This window comes from Clostridium felsineum DSM 794 (genome assembly GCF_002006355.2).
Taxonomy (GTDB): domain Bacteria; phylum Bacillota; class Clostridia; order Clostridiales; family Clostridiaceae; genus Clostridium_S; species Clostridium_S felsineum.
The window spans coordinates 45,495-63,363 of record NZ_CP096980.1 but is presented as its reverse complement, the minus strand read 5'-3'; the positions used below and the strand labels follow the sequence as shown (position 1 = coordinate 63,363).

The 17,869-nt window shown below is 27.9% G+C and carries 20 protein-coding genes and 1 tRNA gene; 6 read left to right on the top strand and 15 right to left on the bottom strand.

Annotated features, from left to right (window positions below; translation table 11 throughout):
* Window positions 1-18 precede the first annotated feature (18 nt).
* On the top strand, window positions 19-726 hold the full coding sequence (locus CLFE_RS00340; RefSeq protein WP_077835953.1) for a YiiX/YebB-like N1pC/P60 family cysteine hydrolase: 708 nt from the start codon (window positions 19-21) through the stop codon (window positions 724-726).
* Window positions 714-1,778: a YncE family protein gene (locus CLFE_RS00335; protein WP_077894248.1), complete on the top strand. Its 1,065-nt coding sequence runs from the start codon at window positions 714-716 to the stop codon at window positions 1,776-1,778. Before CLFE_RS00340 ends, CLFE_RS00335 begins: the two co-directional genes overlap by 13 nt.
* Before the next feature lie 45 nt (window positions 1,779-1,823).
* Here the strand turns inward: CLFE_RS00335 and CLFE_RS00330 are convergent, their stop codons facing one another.
* On the bottom strand, window positions 1,824-3,647 hold the full coding sequence (locus tag CLFE_RS00330; RefSeq protein WP_077894249.1) for a glycosyl hydrolase family 28 protein: 1,824 nt from the start codon (window positions 3,645-3,647) through the stop codon (window positions 1,824-1,826).
* 157 nt (window positions 3,648-3,804) lie between these two features.
* A complete protein-coding gene (locus tag CLFE_RS00325; RefSeq protein ID WP_077894250.1) occupies window positions 3,805-4,689 on the bottom strand; it encodes a phosphatidylserine decarboxylase in 885 nt (294 codons plus the stop codon).
* A gap of 154 nt (window positions 4,690-4,843) precedes the next feature.
* Here CLFE_RS00325 and CLFE_RS00320 point away from each other — a divergent pair, with 154 nt between their 5' ends.
* Window positions 4,844-5,413, top strand: coding sequence for a TetR/AcrR family transcriptional regulator (locus CLFE_RS00320; RefSeq protein ID WP_077835949.1), 570 nt, complete (start codon window positions 4,844-4,846; stop codon window positions 5,411-5,413).
* Window positions 5,414-5,444: 31 nt separating this feature from the next.
* On the opposite strand, the gene CLFE_RS00315 is transcribed toward CLFE_RS00320, so the two are convergent.
* Window positions 5,445-7,043 carry an ABC1 kinase family protein gene (locus tag CLFE_RS00315; RefSeq protein WP_077894251.1) on the bottom strand — a complete coding sequence of 533 codons (1,599 nt, stop codon included), beginning with the start codon at window positions 7,041-7,043 and terminating at the stop codon, window positions 5,445-5,447.
* 74 nt (window positions 7,044-7,117) lie between these two features.
* Window positions 7,118-7,423 (bottom strand): phasin family protein, encoded by a 306-nt coding sequence (locus tag CLFE_RS00310; protein ID WP_077835947.1) that lies wholly within the window; start codon window positions 7,421-7,423, stop codon window positions 7,118-7,120.
* A 237-nt stretch (window positions 7,424-7,660) separates the two neighbouring features.
* Here CLFE_RS00310 and CLFE_RS00305 point away from each other — a divergent pair.
* Window positions 7,661-7,737 (top strand) — tRNA-Arg (locus CLFE_RS00305).
* A 123-nt stretch (window positions 7,738-7,860) separates the two neighbouring features.
* On the opposite strand, the gene CLFE_RS00300 is transcribed toward CLFE_RS00305, so the two are convergent.
* On the bottom strand, window positions 7,861-8,229 hold the full coding sequence (locus CLFE_RS00300) for a site-specific integrase (RefSeq protein ID WP_077894252.1): 369 nt from the start codon (window positions 8,227-8,229) through the stop codon (window positions 7,861-7,863).
* A 25-nt stretch (window positions 8,230-8,254) separates the two neighbouring features.
* On the opposite strand from CLFE_RS00300, the gene CLFE_RS00295 reads away from it, so the two are divergent.
* Window positions 8,255-8,539 carry a hypothetical protein gene (locus CLFE_RS00295; RefSeq protein ID WP_077894253.1) on the top strand — a complete coding sequence of 95 codons (285 nt, stop codon included), beginning with the start codon at window positions 8,255-8,257 and terminating at the stop codon, window positions 8,537-8,539.
* Window positions 8,540-8,631: 92 nt separating this feature from the next.
* Here CLFE_RS00295 and CLFE_RS00290 read toward each other — a convergent pair whose 3' ends face one another.
* The 10 genes from CLFE_RS00290 to CLFE_RS00245 all read right to left on the bottom strand — a co-directional run bounded on the left by CLFE_RS00290 (window position 8,632) and on the right by CLFE_RS00245 (window position 16,851).
* The gene (locus tag CLFE_RS00290) at window positions 8,632-8,811 is read right to left on the bottom strand and encodes a hypothetical protein (RefSeq protein WP_077894254.1); all 180 of its coding nucleotides are present in this window, start codon (window positions 8,809-8,811) and stop codon (window positions 8,632-8,634) included.
* Between the two features lie 196 nt (window positions 8,812-9,007).
* A complete protein-coding gene (locus CLFE_RS00285) occupies window positions 9,008-9,778 on the bottom strand; it encodes an ABC transporter permease (protein WP_077894255.1) in 771 nt (256 codons plus the stop codon).
* Window positions 9,775-10,704, bottom strand: a complete 930-nt coding sequence (locus CLFE_RS00280) for an ABC transporter ATP-binding protein (protein WP_077894256.1) — start codon at window positions 10,702-10,704, stop codon at window positions 9,775-9,777. The genes CLFE_RS00285 and CLFE_RS00280 overlap by 4 nt, the downstream gene beginning before the upstream one ends.
* Window positions 10,701-12,350: a B12-binding domain-containing radical SAM protein gene (locus tag CLFE_RS00275; protein ID WP_077894257.1), complete on the bottom strand. Its 1,650-nt coding sequence runs from the start codon at window positions 12,348-12,350 to the stop codon at window positions 10,701-10,703. Before CLFE_RS00275 ends, CLFE_RS00280 begins: the two co-directional genes overlap by 4 nt.
* 35 nt (window positions 12,351-12,385) lie before the next feature.
* On the bottom strand, window positions 12,386-13,999 hold the full coding sequence (locus tag CLFE_RS00270; protein ID WP_077894258.1) for a B12-binding domain-containing radical SAM protein: 1,614 nt from the start codon (window positions 13,997-13,999) through the stop codon (window positions 12,386-12,388).
* Window positions 14,000-14,012: 13 nt separating this feature from the next.
* Entirely contained in the window at window positions 14,013-14,303 is a 291-nt protein-coding gene (locus tag CLFE_RS00265; RefSeq protein ID WP_077894259.1) for a PqqD family peptide modification chaperone, read from the bottom strand.
* Between the two features lie 11 nt (window positions 14,304-14,314).
* On the bottom strand, window positions 14,315-15,298 hold the full coding sequence (locus tag CLFE_RS00260) for a radical SAM/SPASM domain-containing protein (RefSeq protein ID WP_077894260.1): 984 nt from the start codon (window positions 15,296-15,298) through the stop codon (window positions 14,315-14,317).
* A gap of 92 nt (window positions 15,299-15,390) precedes the next feature.
* Window positions 15,391-15,537 carry a hypothetical protein gene (locus CLFE_RS00255; protein WP_169850978.1) on the bottom strand — a complete coding sequence of 49 codons (147 nt, stop codon included), beginning with the start codon at window positions 15,535-15,537 and terminating at the stop codon, window positions 15,391-15,393.
* 333 nt (window positions 15,538-15,870) lie between these two features.
* On the bottom strand, window positions 15,871-16,203 hold the full coding sequence (locus CLFE_RS00250; RefSeq protein ID WP_077894261.1) for a tetratricopeptide repeat protein: 333 nt from the start codon (window positions 16,201-16,203) through the stop codon (window positions 15,871-15,873).
* 21 nt (window positions 16,204-16,224) lie between these two features.
* Window positions 16,225-16,851: an L-2-amino-thiazoline-4-carboxylic acid hydrolase gene (locus tag CLFE_RS00245; RefSeq protein ID WP_077894262.1), complete on the bottom strand. Its 627-nt coding sequence runs from the start codon at window positions 16,849-16,851 to the stop codon at window positions 16,225-16,227.
* Between the two features lie 278 nt (window positions 16,852-17,129).
* Between CLFE_RS00245 and CLFE_RS00240 the strand changes: the two genes are divergently transcribed.
* Entirely contained in the window at window positions 17,130-17,738 is a 609-nt protein-coding gene (locus tag CLFE_RS00240; RefSeq protein WP_077894263.1) for a hypothetical protein, read from the top strand.
* Window positions 17,739-17,869: the final 131 nt, after the last annotated feature.

Here is a 17,869-nt window from a genome sequence, read left to right as displayed (position 1 = left end):
ATATAAGGGGAAGTTAATATGATGAATTTGAAGAAAAATACTGCCATGTTGGCAGCAGCAATAGTACTTGCTACCACCTTAAATGGTGTTAAAACTTTTGCTAGTATAAATAGTAATACAGCACTTACAAGTAATCAAAAGAAAGTATTACAGCAGTATCAAGGTAGAGTAGATAAAGCTTATAATTCTTTTGATGATAAAAAAGACTCGAAGGTTACTAATGATTATAAGTCAGATAAAAAGGTTCTAAAGGTTCAAAGATTTTCAGGCGATACGGAGGATTATGGAGATTATCCAACAAGAAAAGGAGTAATCTTAGTTACTAGAGATAGTAATACGCTTGGAGTACATTACGGACATGCAGGTATCATTTGGTCAGCATCAACTACAGTAGAATCCATGCCAAATGGAGTAGGAAGATATCCAAATGAGTGGAAAACTAGATATAACTCAATAAAGGGACTTACTACAAAGAATACTACAGCAGATCAAGATGCAGCAGCTGCTGATTGGTGTAGTGATCAGATTGGTAAGCCATACAATTATAACTTCTTTAATATAAATACAAGAGATAAGTTTTATTGTTCTCAATTAGTTTGGGCTTCATATAAGGATTTATATGGAATGGATATAGACCCTAAAAGAACAATACCTTCAGTAATAATACCAGTTGATTTACCAAAACAAGATACTTTGGATACAATTTACGCAAGATGGCAAGACTAAGTAAATTTATAATTGTATGTTTGTTCGTTGTATTTATAGTTGGATGTAGTAGTAAAAGTTCTAATAATCAACCGGTAAATAATAATATTGATAAAGGAAAAGCTGAAACAGCAATTATTGAATCTTCTACGTTTAATAATGCTAGTTATATAAGATCATATACATCAAAAGGGCAAGAAGTTAAGGAAACTAAGATTAATTGTGTAGATGTAAACTCGGGTTTTTTGTCTCCAGTAAAGGTAGGGAATAAAATTTATACAAATTCTATAGGCGGATACTCTAATAGAAGTAAGAAAGTAGTAGAGTTTGATATTAGTAGTAATAAATATAATACTTATGATATAGCTGAGGGTATATTCTCTGTTGCAGCAAACAAAAATTATATATATACAACGAACAGCCCACCCAAAGGATCAATAATAACTAAATATGATATGGCAAAAAAATCAAAAGAAAAAACTTTAAATGTGCAAGGATTAGTTCAACACATAATATTAAATGGAAATAAATTATATACTTTTGCAGATTCGGATGAGAGGGATGGTACTTTAATAATAAGTGTAATAAATGCAGATGATTTAAGCACTGAAAAATTAATACGATTAAAATCTGATCAATCTGTATTTGATAGTGTTATATATAAAGATGACATATACTTCTCACATATGATTTCAAGTGATGGGAATTCACCTTCTTATGTGGTTTCAAAATTTAATATGAAGGATTATACAGTAAGCGATATTAAACTTAAAGAGGGGTGTCCGGATCATTTGAAAGTTTATAATGGAAACTTATATATAAGTCATTACAATCCAATGCAGAACACAGGAAATAAGCTTACGGTATTGAATCTTACCACAGGAGAGCAGAAGCTTCTTTCATTTAAACATAATTTAATGCAGATAGAGGTTCAAGATAATAAGCTTTATACTTGTGATGATAAAAATATGTACGTATATAAGGTGGATAGTAATTTTAAAGAGATAAATAGCTTTAAGATTATGGATGATAGAAAAGATTATAGAATTGATGGTTTTTTCCTTATGAATTAAGAGAATAGGGTACTGCTAAGATTAATTTTGCAGTACCTTATTTTTTTATTTAAAAGTAAGACCTGTAGAGTTTGTGATTTGCCAAGGGTTAGTAATAGATTTATCAAAGGTTACATTTTGGAAAGTACTGTTGCTCATATAATCTATAGATGCCCCTGGAGTATTTTTGAATGAAACATTAGTAAAGTTTATATTTGTATGACAAGCACCAGGCAAGCCAGATACAAATATAGCATAATTTTTAGAACCATCTACACTGCAGTTGCTTACGTTAATGTCTTTAAATTGTGGTAAATCAGGTGCAGGTGTAAAGGAACCAGTTGCAGTAGCATTTGTATATTGGGAAGTAAATATAAATGGTTTACCCTCTCCATCAGTAATATTCTTAAGGGCCGAATCACGATAGGTTATGTCTTTTGCGCCACCACCAGTACCTTTACCAGTTTTGCAACGAAGACCAGAACCTGTTCCATTTAAAACATTATCTTCTGCTAAAACTTCTTCTATCCATGCAGCAGTATTACTTCCAGCAACAACAGAACCATGTCCTCTTCCAAAATAGTTATTGAATATCCATACATTAGTTACAGGAGTACGTGTTTGTTCAGCTTGAAGACCCTTTCCAGCAGTGAAGTTTACATCGTCATCACCAGTATCAAAAACGCTGTTCACAACGGTTAAGCCTTGTGAATCAAAGTCTATACCATCAGCATTATTACAATTAAAGGTTTTAACTAGAGCACCATTTAAGATGGTGTTGTTACAATTACTAACACCTATAGTTTGTTGTGATGGATTTAAGAAAGAAAGACCGTCACCAAAATATAGATTAGTTATATTGCTTATAGAAACTAGATTTGAACGTGTTGCATATGCGTCTACATCTGATAAGCCTTGGCTTTTACCTAAGTTAAATTGATTAGCAGCAAGGATACCGTTTTGCTTAACTGTAGATATACTGCTATCTAAAGAATTAGGGAAACCAGTTGAAGCCTCTGGAGCAGTTTGCTTCCACCCATTACCATCAATTGATCCAGTTCCCACTATTTTAAGGTTTGCACTTTTAGGGTCACCTTTAGTACCTTTTGCATTGATAAGTGCGTTACTTTTTTTACCAGATGCTACAGGATGATTTGCATCAACATAGTCACTTGGATTTTCTGAGCCTAAAATTTTTCCGTTAACTTTAAATATCATATTAGGTTTTAACCAAAGAGAGCCACTTTTGAAGGTTTTCCCAGCAGGAATTAAAACTTCATCTCCAGGCGTACAAGCATCTATGGCAGCTTGTATAGCCTTAGTGTCAATGGTTGTTCCATCACCAACAGCACCGTATTTAGTAATATCATATACTTTAGGTGCTGCAGTAGTACTTGAAGTTAGGGTATTACTTGAATACAAAGTATTTCCATTATTATCTATAGCACTAACACTAAAATTATAAGAAGTGCTAGGAGTAAGGTTAGTAACTACATAGTTATGAGAACTTACCTTTACTGCTGAAGAATTACTTGAATCTTTGTAGAAGTTATCTATGAATGGTTTTGAGGCTGAAGCTGAATTGTTGTTGGTATTACCTATAAGTTTTCCATTCATATATATATTGTAGCTTGCAACATTAGAATAGTCAGTAGGCTTATGCCAAACTAAAGTAACACTGCTGTCATCTGAGGTAAGAGCTGATACTGTTAAACTTTCAGCAGCTTGTGTAGGTTTTGGTGTAGGTTTCTTTTGCTTTTTAGAAGAACTAGCATGTTTAGTTGATTTAGTATTAGCACTTACGTTAGTTTTAGCAAATACACCATATAAACAAGAAACGGTAGTTGTCGCTATTAAAATTGTTGAAAAAAGTTTTTTATTAAAAACCATTAAAAAATCCCCCTTATACTATAAAATATGTCAAAATTATAATATCATACCGTTATGCAACATGTAAGTATTTTGTATGAAATTAACAAAAAAGACATGATTATTAAACAATTTGTTCTTTATAAGGGAAATTTGTTATATTTTTAACAACTAACAACTATTTTATTCCTATTTTTTCACCAATAATTACTTTGCTTTCATAGCCTAGTTTTGTTTGTTCTAGTATATCGCTGTCGATTTTAACGGCATCCTTTTCTAAAAATAATACTACAGTAGAGCCGCCAAATTTGAAATAGCCTTTTTCATCACCTTTAGAAATTTTAGTATTTTCTTTGTAGGTTTGAATTATAGCTCCAACACAGGTAGCGCCAACTTCTACATATAGAACATCTTTAAAATTGTCGGATTTTAATATACTCCATTCTCTTTTATTTGCACAGAACAGTTTTTTTACTTTATTTAAAGCAATAGGGTTCACTGAATAATAGGCGCCTTTGATTTTTGAAGTAGCGCTGCAAACTCCACTGTCTACAAAGTGAAACCTGTGATAATCTGTTGGACAAAGCCTTAGAATTAAACATGTTCCATTTTCATATTTGGAACTTACCTTTTCATCATTTATAAGTTCTTTTAAGCTATAGCTCATACCTTTTATTTCAACTAAATTATCTAAATCTATATTTTCATAAGCAAGAAGTCTTCCATCTCCAGGAGAAATAAAAATATTATTATCTTTATTAATTGGTCTTGCCTTCTCTGTAAGTTTTCTAGTAAAAAAGTCATTGAAGCATTTAAATTCCTCTTGTTTTTCAGTACATTCCTGCATATCTATATCAAAATTTTTTATGAAGGTTCTTACTTTTGATCTACTCATTTTAGAGTCGCAAAATGAGCCATAAATGCTAGAAAATGCTTTCTTTTTAATTATAGCTTCAAGAAAACCCATTCCAATAGGCGAAGAATATGTCCAATTAAGATAATTTTCACCTGCAACCTTTTCTATCTCGTATTGTTTTGTTTTTCTATTATAAAATTTAATCATTATTAAACCTCTTTAAAAGTAAAATTTATTGTTATAATTATAAGCTGTTTACTTAGTTTATGTCAAAAATAATTTCTTAATGATGCTATTTTATGATAATATAATTATTGCAGGGAAATATGAAATAAAGTTAAAATTTGGAGTGATAAAATAAATGAACAAGACAAAGAATTCTATATTCAAGTCTGCCCTTTTGATATTTTCAAAAAACGGTTACAATGGAGCAACAATGGATGAAATCGCCTTAAATGCAAAAGTTGCAAAGGGAACTCTTTATTATCATTTTAAAAGTAAGGAAGAAATTTTTAGATATGTAATTTCTGAAGGCATGAATGTTATAAGAGGGGAAATGGAAGAAGAGGCAGGAAAGGAAAGCAACCCTATTAATAAATTGAAAGCAGTATGTAGAGTTCAAATTGAGCTGATATTTAGAAATAGAGAATTTTTCAAGGTGCTAATGAGTCAACTTTGGGGTCAAGAATCTAGACAATTAGAATTAAGAAATGTTATAAAAGATTATATAGGTATTATTGAGAAGTATCTTAAAGAAGCAATGGAAAACGGTTATATAAAAAATGGTGAGACAGAATTTATGTCATATATCTTTTTTGGTGTGCTTTGTTCTGGTGCGGTATATGATTTGATAAATAATAACGAAGAGAGCATGGAAAAGCTTACGGAGAAAATAACAAGGTACGTTTTTAAAGGAATGAATATAACATAAAGTGTAAGACTTCACTTTACTTGGTGGAGTCTTACACTTTATGAGAACGTATTATAGATATTAAAAGCCAAAAGCCCATAAAAGCCGCAATCATATAACCAGTTATGCCTATTATTGAAATTTTATATATTTTAGGACCAACATTTGAATGTAAAATAACAGAAGAACTTATTATCATTGAAGATATTATTATTCCCAAAATAAGTCTATTAATCATTTTACTTAGTTCATTTATAGGTTCTTCTAGGTTTGTATGATTAAGTTGAAGTTTTGCACGACCTCGCATTATACTATCACTTAAGTCTACAAATTTTTTAGGAACCTTCATTGATGATTTAAGGAACATAGAGGAATTTAATAAAAACTCGTACATGTTAAAGTTTTTAAAAAACTCTTCCTGGTTTTGAGATTTAACAAAAGGAATAGCTACATCTAAAAGTGATATATCAGGTGAAATTTTAGCGATAACTCCTTCTATAATTACAAAACCACGTACAAGAATAATCAAATCTTTAGGTACTCTAACGTTGTTTCGTTTGGAACAGTCAAAAACTTCTTGGATTAGCTGAGATATTTTTATATTTTCAAGAGAAGTTGATAAATAACTTGCAAAAATATAATCTATATCTTCATACAGTTGATTTCTATCTACATATCCTGTTTTTATTCCAATAGACATAATTACAGATATAAGTTTATCTATGTTTTGATAAGCCACAGCAATAATAATATCATTTAAGGCACTTTTTAAGTTTTTATTGATGTGTCCCATGATACCAAAATCTATGTAACATATTTTATTGTTTTGTATCAATATGTTACCAGGATGAGGGTCGCCGTGGAAAAATCCGTCTTCAAAAACCTGCTTAAAGTAGGATAGAGCTAGCTTTTTTCCTATATCATCTAAATCAAAGCCTGAACTTTTAATATTTTTTACATCAGTTACCTTAAAGCCATCTATTTTTTCCATAGTTATTATATGTTCACCAGATAATCTCCTTACTAAATAAGGACTTGATACGAAGGTTACGTCCTTATTTAGTTTTTTAAATAAATCCATGTTATCTGCTTCATTCTTAAAGTCAAGTTCTAATTCTGTTGAGGCAATTAACTCTTCAATTGCTTCCTTTGGATCTATTAGGGTGTCTGAAAATCTAGCTTTTGTCAAACTTACTATTTTGTATAATATGGAAAGATCTAATTTCATTTGTTCTGCGATATCTGGTTTTTGAATTTTTACAATTACACTGCGACCATCCTTTAAAGTTGCCTCGTGAACTTGAGCAATGGAGGCAGTGGCAAGGGGTTTTTGGTTAAAGTAAGAAAAAGAATCTTTAAGGGGTTTTTTAAATTCTTTTATAAAAACTTTTTCCATGTTTTCAAAGGACTCATTTGGAGCGTCATCTTGTAATTTTGAAAGTTCACGTATGTAATCTGGTGGAAGTATATCGGGTCTTGTACTAAGGATTTGACCTATTTTAATAAAGGTTGATCCTAAATCTTCAAAAGCTTTTCTTAAATTTTCAGGAGAGTTTTTGGCGTGATTAAGCTTAGAATCAACTATGTAACCAAAACCATAAAAAGCAAGAACCTTCACTATTTTTCTGAATCGCTGTACTGATTTTTTCATTACAATATCTCCTCAAAACAGTATATAATATAAAAGCTCTAACCCTCTAAGTTAGAGCTTTTTAATATAAAAAATTACTGTGTTTTATCTTCTAGTTTAGAAACTCTGTCTTTTAATTCGATTATTTCAGCTTTTAAATCTGAAGTGTATTTTTCTAAAAGTTCTGAAATATCTTGTTTTGAAACTGGCTTTACTTTATCAGTTACAAGTTCACCTTTTTCTTTTATGTTTCTTTTAAGCTCCTGAGAAAGTTCTTTTCCTTCATCAAGGGTTAATTTACCCTTCTTTACCATCTCATCTATTAATTTAGAACCTTTTTCATAAGTGTAGGCCGCTGAGCCCAATCCTGCAAGAAGAACTTTTTTCAATTCATCAATCATTGTAAGCATCCCCTTTACACATTTATATTATCATAATAGCAAAATACAGTAGCTTTGTAAATGAAAAGCACTTACTTACCAGCATATATAAAATACTATTTAAATGGCATAATATATTATATGTAATTAGTTAAAATATTATATATGTAAAAAATAAAGGTGAATAAAGGCGCTAGATATATTGACAGATTAAGGATTTAGTAATAAAATAATAAATTGTAATGTAAAATTTAATATGTGCTCGTAGCTCAGTAGGATAGAGCAGTGGTTTCCTAAACCGCGTGCCGGGGGTTCGATTCCTCTCGGGCACACCAGAGTAAAGCCTTGTGATATGAATGTATTGCAAGGTTTTTTCGTTGTCTCTAAAATGACTTGAATTTAAGAAATGGGGACAATTTGGGGACACAATTGACAAAAATAAAATCAAAATTACAGTATTAATCTTTATTATTTATAGAATCATTTGAAAATATAATAGTATTTAATTTATCCGCAGCATCCTTATCGGCAGATTTTAAAGCATGACTATAAATATTCAAAGTGGTTGATGTATTACTATGTCCTAAACGTTTTGATATTTCTCTTATGTTTATATTTTCATTTATCAGTAAAGACGCTGAGGTATGCCTTAACTGATGAAAGGTTATTGGTTTTAAATTATTTTTTCTTAAAAATTTTGAAAACCATTTTGATGGAGTACTTACTATTGCTTTTAGAAGATCATATATAAAGGATGGGATAGGAAAGACTAAAACAGATATTAATAATGTTGAGGAATATGATGTTTCTGATATCTGGCTAACCATTTCGTATTGCTCAATAGAAACTGCAATGGCTTTTCAAATTGGATTACCAATATTAATTTTTTTGGAAAAAGGTGTTATTGCTGATGGAATTTTAGAAAAAGGAGTTGTAGGAACATATATGCCTGAGTTTCATTTAGATAGGCTTATAGATAATTATTTTAAAAGTGATGAATGGAAGAAATTAATAGGTAAGTGGGAAGGATTGGTACGTAGAGTGCCTTATAATAAGGGATTGCCTCCAGAACTATATCAGTATGAACTATTAATTAAAGCATTGTTAAAATTAATTCAATACAAAGCAATTGCATGAAATTGAAAGTTTATTAGATAAGAACTAAATCAAGCAGAGCAAGTTTATGCTCTGCTTGATTTAGGTATATGAAATGTATAGATTATTAATAATTATTTCTTATATTTATACATCAATAATTCCATTTGCTCCTGAAGAGCATTTGCAAAATTTAATATTTCCTCATCTGTCATTATTTCAGGTCTAAATCCGTTAGCTCCAAAAATTTCATGCTTTGAAATATATTCACGTGCTGATATAGAATCAGTGAATTTTTGAGGTATTTTAGGCATTGAAGTATCTGTGCTTTTTTCGTAATATAAAGTAAAGTATCTGCCACTTCACAAAGTGCTTTAAATCTAAGATCATATTTAAAAAGTTCAATAAAAAATGTATATAAAGTTTTAGTGAATGTTTATATTGCGTACTAATATTTTCTTTTTTTATTAGAATATAGATATAATTTTATAAATTAATACATTTATATACCTATTTATCTATGCCTTTATCAAATAATTTATTTGTAAATAAAAAAGTCGATATTAATAGAATAATAATTGCAAATAATTTAAGCATTAAGAATCTAGTATAAATATTTAAATAAATATATCTGCCTATATCCGTAAACCAGGAAAGAGGATTTATGTAGCCTATCCATCTAAAAATTAGTGGTAATTTTTCAACTGGGTAATAAATAGAACTAGTAAAAATAATCGGTGTCATAATTAAAAAATACATTGTATTAAATGAATCTTGCGTTTTTAATTTAATTGACAATAAGATTAAACAATAAAACCATGTACTACTTCCAACTATTAAAAGTAAAAATAGGAATATAAACTTTATAATTCCTATATTGTTGTATCCTGTTATTATTTGAACAAAAAACATCATAATAAATGCTTGAATAATTGATAAAATCAAATTGAATATTAGTTTTCCTAATAAAATTTCACTTCTTTTGACTGGGTATGATAACATTTCTTCATACATTCCGAGATACTTATCTAAAAACATTTTTGTAGATGCAACTAATGCATTTGATACTAGACTTATATTTATTGCGCCAATCACAAAGTAATTTAAGTATTTAATGGATTTTCCATTAGAATTATTTATATAACCTACAGTATTACCTAAAGCAAATCCAAATATAAGTAATGTAAATAGTGGATTTGCTATGTTTTCTACAAATACTCTTGAAGAGGATAGTCTTAACTTGAATTCTCTATATAATGAAGCTTTTATACCATTTATCATAATTTCTCCTTAACTATGTCAATAAAAATTTCTTCAAATGTTGGTTCTTTTACTGATATACTTATTGGATTCAATGTATCTAATAATTTATGTATAAGTATCTTATCATTTTTATTTTTCATAGATAAGTCAAATAAAATAGAATCACTTTTTCGTTTTATAAATTTATTTTTGCAAATTGTTAAAGCTTTTTTATATAATTCATCTGTTAAATTTTCAAATTGGAATATTAGTTTTTTCTTAAATTCAAATTTTTCTTTAATATCATCTATATGTCCTTTTGATAGAATTGTACCTTCAGATAATATCATAACTTTGTTACAAAGGGATTCTACCTCACTTAGTATTTGAGTTGTGAAAATTATAGTTTTCCCATCTAATGATTTTTTCTTCAAGGATTCTATAACTTTAAGTTTTACAAATGGATCAAGACCTACCGTGGGTTCATCAAACATCATTATAGGAGTATTTACTAAAAAACTTTTGGCGAGCTGTAACCTTTTTCTGAATCCACCGCTTAATTCTGATGCTTTTTTCTTTCTATATTTGTTAAGATTGAATAAATTAACAACATCATTTATTGCATAAGGCAATTTTTTTTTCGAAATCCCATAAAATTTGCCATATACTTTTAGATTTTCTTCTACGCTCAGCCAAGATTCTATACTAGTATCTTGCATTACAACAGTAAATTTTTTTCTATATTCATTTGAATTATCAATACTACAGTTATCTATTAAAATTTCGCCAGAATCCTTATCAACTACTGTTGACAAAATTTTTATTAATGTAGATTTACCTGCACCATTAGGACCCAATATGCCTAATATGTCTCCATTTTCAAGTTTAAAACTAATATTTTTTAGTGCTTCTATTTTGGAAAATGAAGAATTATACGTTTTTTTTAAATTATGTATTTCAATCATAGAGATATAACCTCATATTTAATAATTTTGTTTTTTAGTAGTTTGCTCAAAAATTCAATTAAATGAAACATTGTTTTTTTATCTTCATCATCTATCTTTATTAAAGAATTTATAAAATTATTAAAAGTTATGCCATTAAAAAAATTCACCATGTCAACGGCAGACTTATTTAAAGAATATTTTAATCCTGTTTTTAAGTTACTTATTTCGTATATATTACAAGATTTAAGATAATTCATTTTTATATTTTTATTTATTTTGAATTTTAAATCTACATTTTTACTTAAAATATCAGTTGATGAAGAATTTGTGTTACTAATTCCAAGTTGGGATTCTAAATACTGTAATTTATCCAATTCTGTATTGCTGATTCTTATGAAGTAGTTTTTAATTTGCATATAATTCTCAATATAATTTAAGTTGTTAACAACTTTATCATATTCAAAAGAATCTAAGCTTTTTTCATATAATAAGCAATTTTCGAAAATTTTAGAAATGTCTTTGTTAACAAAACTCCATTGCTTTTCTTCAGTTGTATTGTTTAAGCTTGTACCTGGAATTAAGCGCAAATAATTATAAAAGTTTTCAATATTATCCTCTATTTTTAATTTCCTAATAATATTTATATTATTTATGAGTTCTTCTCTTGTTGTGGTGGGATGAAAAATTATTAGTGAAATTGAATAGCTTAATTTAACTTTATTTAAAATATTAATAGCATCACATATTTGATTAGTATTTATGCCTTTATTCCAATCGCTTAATGTTTTGTTATTAAAATTTTCAACACCTAATAAAACTTTTATTGCACCTGCTTGCCTTAATTTGACTAAAACTTTTTCGTTATTTAAGATAGAATCTATTCTACATGCAAAATCAAAATATACTTTTTGAGGTATGTTTTCAATTAATTCAGCTATTTTATAAGCTCTATTTATGTCTTCTAGAAAATTAGGTTCTACAAATTGAAAATTAGTTTGTCCATGATCACGTACTATATGTAATATTTCTTTAAATACATTTTCAGCTGATCTACCACGCCAGTTACCCATATACCTAGTAGAACAAAACCTGCATCTACCATTGCAACCTCTTGAACTAATTATTGTTGGAATATATTTTTCATAATAACCGTTTTCTCTAATTGGAAACCCAACCTTATCTAAATTCATAATAAATTTTCTGGATTTATAGTATATTTTATTATTTGAGTAGCTTGCAACTCCCAATATTTTTTTTACTGGTAGATGATACTTTAAACATTGTAATAATTCCAAAAGACTTTCTTCTCCCTCATTAACAATTACAAAGTCAATAGGTGAATTTTTATATAATAAATCCTTATATTTTAGACTTGCCATTGGTCCACCAGCAAAAACTACAATCTTACTGCTAATAGCTTTAATTTTTTGAGCTAATTTATTGGGGAGATATGGATAGTAACACGATATACCAACTATATCAAAATTATTTGCAATACTTATTAACAGATTGGAATTTTCTGTATCGGCAATAACTTCATAATCAAATATTTTTGCATAATATCCTTTATTTTCAACATAACTTTTTAAATAAGCTAATGATATAGGTTCATTCTTTTTTTCGTTTTTTTGGAATTTAAAAGGGTTAATAAGAGCAAGTTTCATTAGTTTCCTTCCTTTCTAGTGAATGTATTAAATATTTAAATAATTTTTATTTCATTTTTTTTTGTAGTATTTTCATACTTTTCAGTAAACTCTATATATTTTATATATAATTCTTCTGCTGAAAGAATAGTGTTATTCGATATGGGCCTTAGCATTTCGTAATCACTCCAATTTTTGCTAAGAATGTTTATTCCAAACTTTTCGCTATGATTCCATAATGGAGTTCCTGGATAAACTGCTAGCAATCCAAATCTAATTTCATCAGGTTTTGTTTCCTTAAAAAAATCCTCAATAAGATTTAATGTTTCGTTACTTTCATATGGTAATCCAAGTATAAACATTTCTTTTACTTTAATTCCACGCCTTTTAACAATTTCAATTGACCTTTTGGCTTGTTCTATATTGATTCTTTTTCCAATAGTTTTTAATACTTTATTACTACAAGATTCTATTCCGAAAAGAATATTTCTGCAACCAGCTTTATACATTATGTCAATTAGTTCTTCATCAATTAGATCTACTCTAGTACTACATGCCCATATAAATTTTAAATTTTCTTTAAGAATTCTCCTACATAATTCAATTACTCGTTCTCTATTATATGTAAAGGCATCATCTGAAAATGAAATGGATAATGTAGTATCTTCATACTGTAAATTAATAATTCCTTTTATACGTTTTATTATTTCAGGAACACTCATAAAAATTACTTTTTTTCCGTTATTAAATGCCGAAGTTGAACAGAATGTACATGCACATGGACATCCTTGAGAGGTTATTAACGACCATCTTAAATCTTTTGGATATTTACTCATTGGAAGTAACATCCACTTTGGTAGCGGCATATTGTTTAAATTTTGAGGAATTTGCCTTCTATCAGTTACCACTATTTTATCATGATTTCTATAGGCAATTCCCTTGCACTCAGTTAACATACTTTTATCTTTATGTTTTAATGTTTCAATCAATTCTAAAACAGTTTCTTCACCTTGAAATCTAATTACATAATCTACATTTTTATCTTCTAATATTTTTTCATATGTGAAAGTAGCATGATTTCCACCTACAAAAATAGTTTTAACTAGTAACGATTTCAAAATTCTAGCTATTTCCATACATATATTAGCGGTGGAAGTGAAATTCATAGATATACCTACAATATCAGGTTTTATTTTTTTTATCCATTTAGATAAATCTTCTGGTCTTATATCTTCAACTAACATATCTAATAAATGAACATCATAGCCTTTTTCAAATAGCAATGCACCTATACTTAAAATTCCTAATGGTGGAGTTATAGTTAGTTCTTTATATACACTATTAGGATACCTATAGCATGGATTAATCAATAAAATTGTAGGCTTTTTCTTACTAAATTTTATATTTAAATATTGTAAATGATATAAACTTATAATTATATTAATTATATCATTTTCGTATAAATAATCTTCTCCCAAACTTTTTTCTATTCTTAACTTTAATTCATTATAAGTACAACAACCATTTATCAAAGAGAGTACTAATGCTGTAAACTTATCTACTTTTAAAATTAAACCACAGACTGAATTATGAACTCTATATCCATCCATAATTTTTAGTACGTCTATATAATCGTATTTCTCTATTATATCGTTTGCATTTAGTTTCATATTATCCTCCAAACTATTCTTCAACAATTTTTATCAAGTCGTTTTTACACATTATCTTACATACACTTGTTATATCATTTAATAATTTACTATAGTCATATAACTTATACATCTCACTTATGTATTTTGAAATATCTTCAAGTGACTTTCCCTCATCAATAATATACCAGATTAATGTTCCTATATGATTTGCGACAAAATCTTTGCCAGTATTAGGATTATAAAAGAATATTCCAATATCTCCATCTAATTTAACTCTAGGAATAGCATATTTTATTGTTTTGTTTCGATACATTTTTAACATATTTAACACCTCTATAACCAACATATTGGATCTTTTGTTTCCACTTTACCAGTATCTAATAATTTACTAGATAAGCAGCCACCACTACATTTATTTTTGATTGCACAACTGGTACAATCGTTACCAAAGTATTTATATGAATTTCTGATTTTTTGTGAATCTTCTGAATTCCAAATATCTATTAAATTATTTTTGAATATATTCCCTAATCTTGGAAGAAATCTTAAGTAAGGACAATTCATTAAATTACCTGTAGAATCTATTGAAAAAGCTTGTTTACAACAATTATGGTTTTTAATTCCAAATGAATGACCAAATAATATATTATTTTCTTTACACCGTGCTTCTAGTTCTTTAGTTATTTGTTTATATTCATTAGCAGTTAAAGCGAATTTATTATAATTTGTTTTTCCATTTCCTAAAGGATATGGTCTCAGAAAATTTATTTTAGGAATATGTAATTCTTTACATAATTTAACATAATCACTAATATAACCAAAGTTTAACCTTGAAATTTGGAAAGTAGTCATAACAGATACATTTTGTCTTATTAATTCTTCTATTCCGTTAACGGTCTTATAAAATGAACCTGTTTTTTGGGTTATAGAATCGTGTATTTTTTCTGAATGACCATGGAGACTTACAAAAATAGTATTAGCTTTTGATTTTTTTATTTCCCTAGCTTCTTCTGATCCAATTAAAGTTCCATTTGTTGATACCCAAGTACAGAATTTGGACGCGGAGATATATAAAATTTCAAAAAAGTCAGATCTTAATAATGGTTCACCGCCTTCTAAAAATAAATAAAGAACTTCATTAGCTTCTAAAATATCCATTAAATTTTTAGCCTCTTTTGTTGAGAGTTCATTTACTATATTTTTTTTTGAGTTACAATCTATTGAATAACACATTTTGCAATTTAAATTACATCTTTCCGTAACTTCCCATGTGATTTTCATGGGAATGTGAGTTTCTCCATACTTATTGACTACCATATGATTGTACTTCCTCCTTTAATTAGTATTATTTAGCAAAACTACACAATTAATATAGAACCTATAATTATAGGTTCTATATTAATTGTGTACTATTCTTCAGTTTCTTCATCATCAATAAATGTTACCGATGTCATAGCATGTTCATCTATAGTACGTATTTCTGGAGTAATAAGACCTATTTGAGGCTTATGATATCCATCTTTTTTTATTTCGGTTATTAATTCATTTATATCCATAGTTATCCTCCTTTTAAAAATATTTACATAATAATTATAGTTACAAAAATATTAATTTTCAAGTGAATATAATTATTTTTCTGTGTATATTTTGTTAATTTAGAAATTATTCTTAATGTATTATTAACAATTTAATTGTAGAAGGAATTTAAGTTTATATGATTATTTGGGTATATATTTATCAAAACATACAACAAAATTACCATTTCAAAGGAAAGTCAATTTTAAAAAACAATAAATCGAGGGCTTAGGTTGATAACTTAATTTAAATAAAAAAAGTACCGCTTATGTATATATAGAAAAATAATAAGCGTCTTATAGAGCAGATATAGATTAATAATTTTTTTTGGATATAGCTTTAATTCTACTATAGGATAGATTTTTGTATGCGTTAACCCAACTTATTTCTTGGGATGTTAATTTATATTGTTCATCGCAATAATTTAGAAATTTATTATAGCTTTTTACCGCTTCATCATATTTTTTTTCGTAATATAAGTTATCGGCCACCTCAAAAAGTGCTTTAAATCTAAGATAATGTTTAGGATGTTCAATAAAAAAATGCATATATAGTTCTCTTGAGCGTTTATATTCTCTTGATTTTTGTAATTCTTGAGCCAATATTAATTCTTGAGAAATATAGTTTTGAGATTTGTAGTCCACCATAATAACCTCCTTTTAATTTTTTTATAAAGGTGTTATATAAAAATCACAGCAGCTATCACCTTTTGCTAAAGTAGTTGGGCGATATAATTTGCAGTTGGAAAAACCAACAGTTATATAATCTGTAGCGCATAGACAAGGAGTAAATTCAGGTATCCCTTCTTTTTTACATAGAATACAAAGGCCACATTTAGTAAAAACTTTATGAGTTAGATTAGGGTTTTCACTATCTTTTAATTCAACCTGCCAATTATCGGGGTATTTAGCTTCGTTTTCTCTACACCATTTAGAGGCTTCTATAATTTTATTTTTATAGCTTTTAGAAAGTTGGTTACTTTTGGAGATTCGCTTTTTTATGAAATCAGAGTTGATAAGAATATTTTTAATAAGTTTATTCCATTCATCAATGCTAATTTTTTTTGTTGTATTTTTGTAAGCAGCAATAAGATACATACTAATTAAATAGCTACCTGAAAAAATATTTTTATTCCCACCAATATCTGACGCTCGTTTTACTATAGCTATATATTCTTTATTAATGTGTTTTATAAGTTTCTTTAAATCATTTTTTGGATAATAGCTAGATAATTGTTCTAATACGATCTTTCTTGATAGTATTGGAAAAAGATAAGCGGATATAGTCATATGCATTTATAATTCTCCTTCACTCTATTTTATTATATTAATAGTTAAATTTGAATTTTAGTTATTAAATTCATAACTATATAATTACTTTTATTATAGTAGTATACATATTTATGATAACATTGTATATATAGAAATAAAAAGATATTTTAATTTTAAAGACTACCTTAAACAATATTGTAAGGGGTTATTTTGCTAGTAATAAGCGATAATGGTAACATATTGCTTGTCAAAGTTTGTTAAAAGTTGTATATTTAAAACAAACTTTGCAAAGGAGGTCTAATATGGGTTATGGTATTCTTATGTTGCTAATCATGATAGGTCTTATAGCGGTACTTAAGTGGAAAGCAATAATAGTTATTGTTATAATTTTTGTTATAGGATATTTCTTACCTGATAATGATAAGGAGAATGTTAAAGAGGAAAAACGAGAAAAAATAATGATTCCCAGAGGGTTAAAGCTAATAAATTATTACGGTGGTTATAATAGAAAACTTAGTGGTAAGTTGTTTTTTGAAAATAGAAGCAATGGAATTTGCCTTTATGACAGAATCAATAATTTGAAGGTACTTATTTTAAAAAGAAATATATTGAATTTTTCCATGAATGGTGAATATCACAGAGATGCAGTAGTTTCAGGAGGAGAAATTCAAGGAGGAGGTTCATCTATTGGGGGAGCAATAGTTGGTGAATTTTTAGATGGTCCTAGTGGAGCAATAATAGGAAGTAGAAAAAAAGTTACGTCTAACCCAATTAAAACAGAAATAAATGTTACAGATACAAGGAAAATAATATTGAAATTTAAAGAAAATGAACAAGAAAGAGGCATGATTTTGGATAAAAGTATATGGGATGATTTATGCTTTTTATGTCCTGAGAAAAAAATTAAATAGATATTAATAAAGAGCTTAATATTACGTTTAACTATATGATAACTTGAGTTTAAAGTATAGTTGATGTAAGTACAGAGCTCTTTTATTATATAATCAAGTTCTAGCGAACCAACAGTGATATAATTGAATAA

What these genes read in the sequence shown, in the direction of transcription:
- CLFE_RS00340 (WP_077835953.1), top strand. Translation starts at nt 19, where the DNA reads ATGATGAATTTGAAGAAAAATACTGCCATGTTGGCAGCAGCAATAGTA.
- CLFE_RS00335 (WP_077894248.1), top strand. Translation starts at nt 714, where the DNA reads ATGGCAAGACTAAGTAAATTTATAATTGTATGTTTGTTCGTTGTATTT.
- CLFE_RS00330 (WP_077894249.1), bottom strand. Translation starts at nt 3,647, where the DNA reads ATGGTTTTTAATAAAAAACTTTTTTCAACAATTTTAATAGCGACAACT.
- CLFE_RS00325 (WP_077894250.1), bottom strand. Translation starts at nt 4,689, where the DNA reads ATGATTAAATTTTATAATAGAAAAACAAAACAATACGAGATAGAAAAG.
- CLFE_RS00320 (WP_077835949.1), top strand. Translation starts at nt 4,844, where the DNA reads ATGAACAAGACAAAGAATTCTATATTCAAGTCTGCCCTTTTGATATTT.
- CLFE_RS00315 (WP_077894251.1), bottom strand. Translation starts at nt 7,043, where the DNA reads ATGAAAAAATCAGTACAGCGATTCAGAAAAATAGTGAAGGTTCTTGCT.
- CLFE_RS00310 (WP_077835947.1), bottom strand. Translation starts at nt 7,423, where the DNA reads ATGATTGATGAATTGAAAAAAGTTCTTCTTGCAGGATTGGGCTCAGCG.
- CLFE_RS00300 (WP_077894252.1), bottom strand. Translation starts at nt 8,229, where the DNA reads ATGGTTAGCCAGATATCAGAAACATCATATTCCTCAACATTATTAATA.
- CLFE_RS00295 (WP_077894253.1), top strand. Translation starts at nt 8,255, where the DNA reads ATGGCTTTTCAAATTGGATTACCAATATTAATTTTTTTGGAAAAAGGT.
- CLFE_RS00290 (WP_077894254.1), bottom strand. Translation starts at nt 8,811, where the DNA reads ATGCCTAAAATACCTCAAAAATTCACTGATTCTATATCAGCACGTGAA.
- CLFE_RS00285 (WP_077894255.1), bottom strand. Translation starts at nt 9,778, where the DNA reads ATGATAAATGGTATAAAAGCTTCATTATATAGAGAATTCAAGTTAAGA.
- CLFE_RS00280 (WP_077894256.1), bottom strand. Translation starts at nt 10,704, where the DNA reads ATGATTGAAATACATAATTTAAAAAAAACGTATAATTCTTCATTTTCC.
- CLFE_RS00275 (WP_077894257.1), bottom strand. Translation starts at nt 12,350, where the DNA reads ATGAAACTTGCTCTTATTAACCCTTTTAAATTCCAAAAAAACGAAAAA.
- CLFE_RS00270 (WP_077894258.1), bottom strand. Translation starts at nt 13,999, where the DNA reads ATGAAACTAAATGCAAACGATATAATAGAGAAATACGATTATATAGAC.
- CLFE_RS00265 (WP_077894259.1), bottom strand. Translation starts at nt 14,303, where the DNA reads ATGTTAAAAATGTATCGAAACAAAACAATAAAATATGCTATTCCTAGA.
- CLFE_RS00260 (WP_077894260.1), bottom strand. Translation starts at nt 15,298, where the DNA reads ATGGTAGTCAATAAGTATGGAGAAACTCACATTCCCATGAAAATCACA.
- CLFE_RS00255 (WP_169850978.1), bottom strand. Translation starts at nt 15,537, where the DNA reads ATGGATATAAATGAATTAATAACCGAAATAAAAAAAGATGGATATCAT.
- CLFE_RS00250 (WP_077894261.1), bottom strand. Translation starts at nt 16,203, where the DNA reads ATGGTGGACTACAAATCTCAAAACTATATTTCTCAAGAATTAATATTG.
- CLFE_RS00245 (WP_077894262.1), bottom strand. Translation starts at nt 16,851, where the DNA reads ATGCATATGACTATATCCGCTTATCTTTTTCCAATACTATCAAGAAAG.
- CLFE_RS00240 (WP_077894263.1), top strand. Translation starts at nt 17,130, where the DNA reads ATGGGTTATGGTATTCTTATGTTGCTAATCATGATAGGTCTTATAGCG.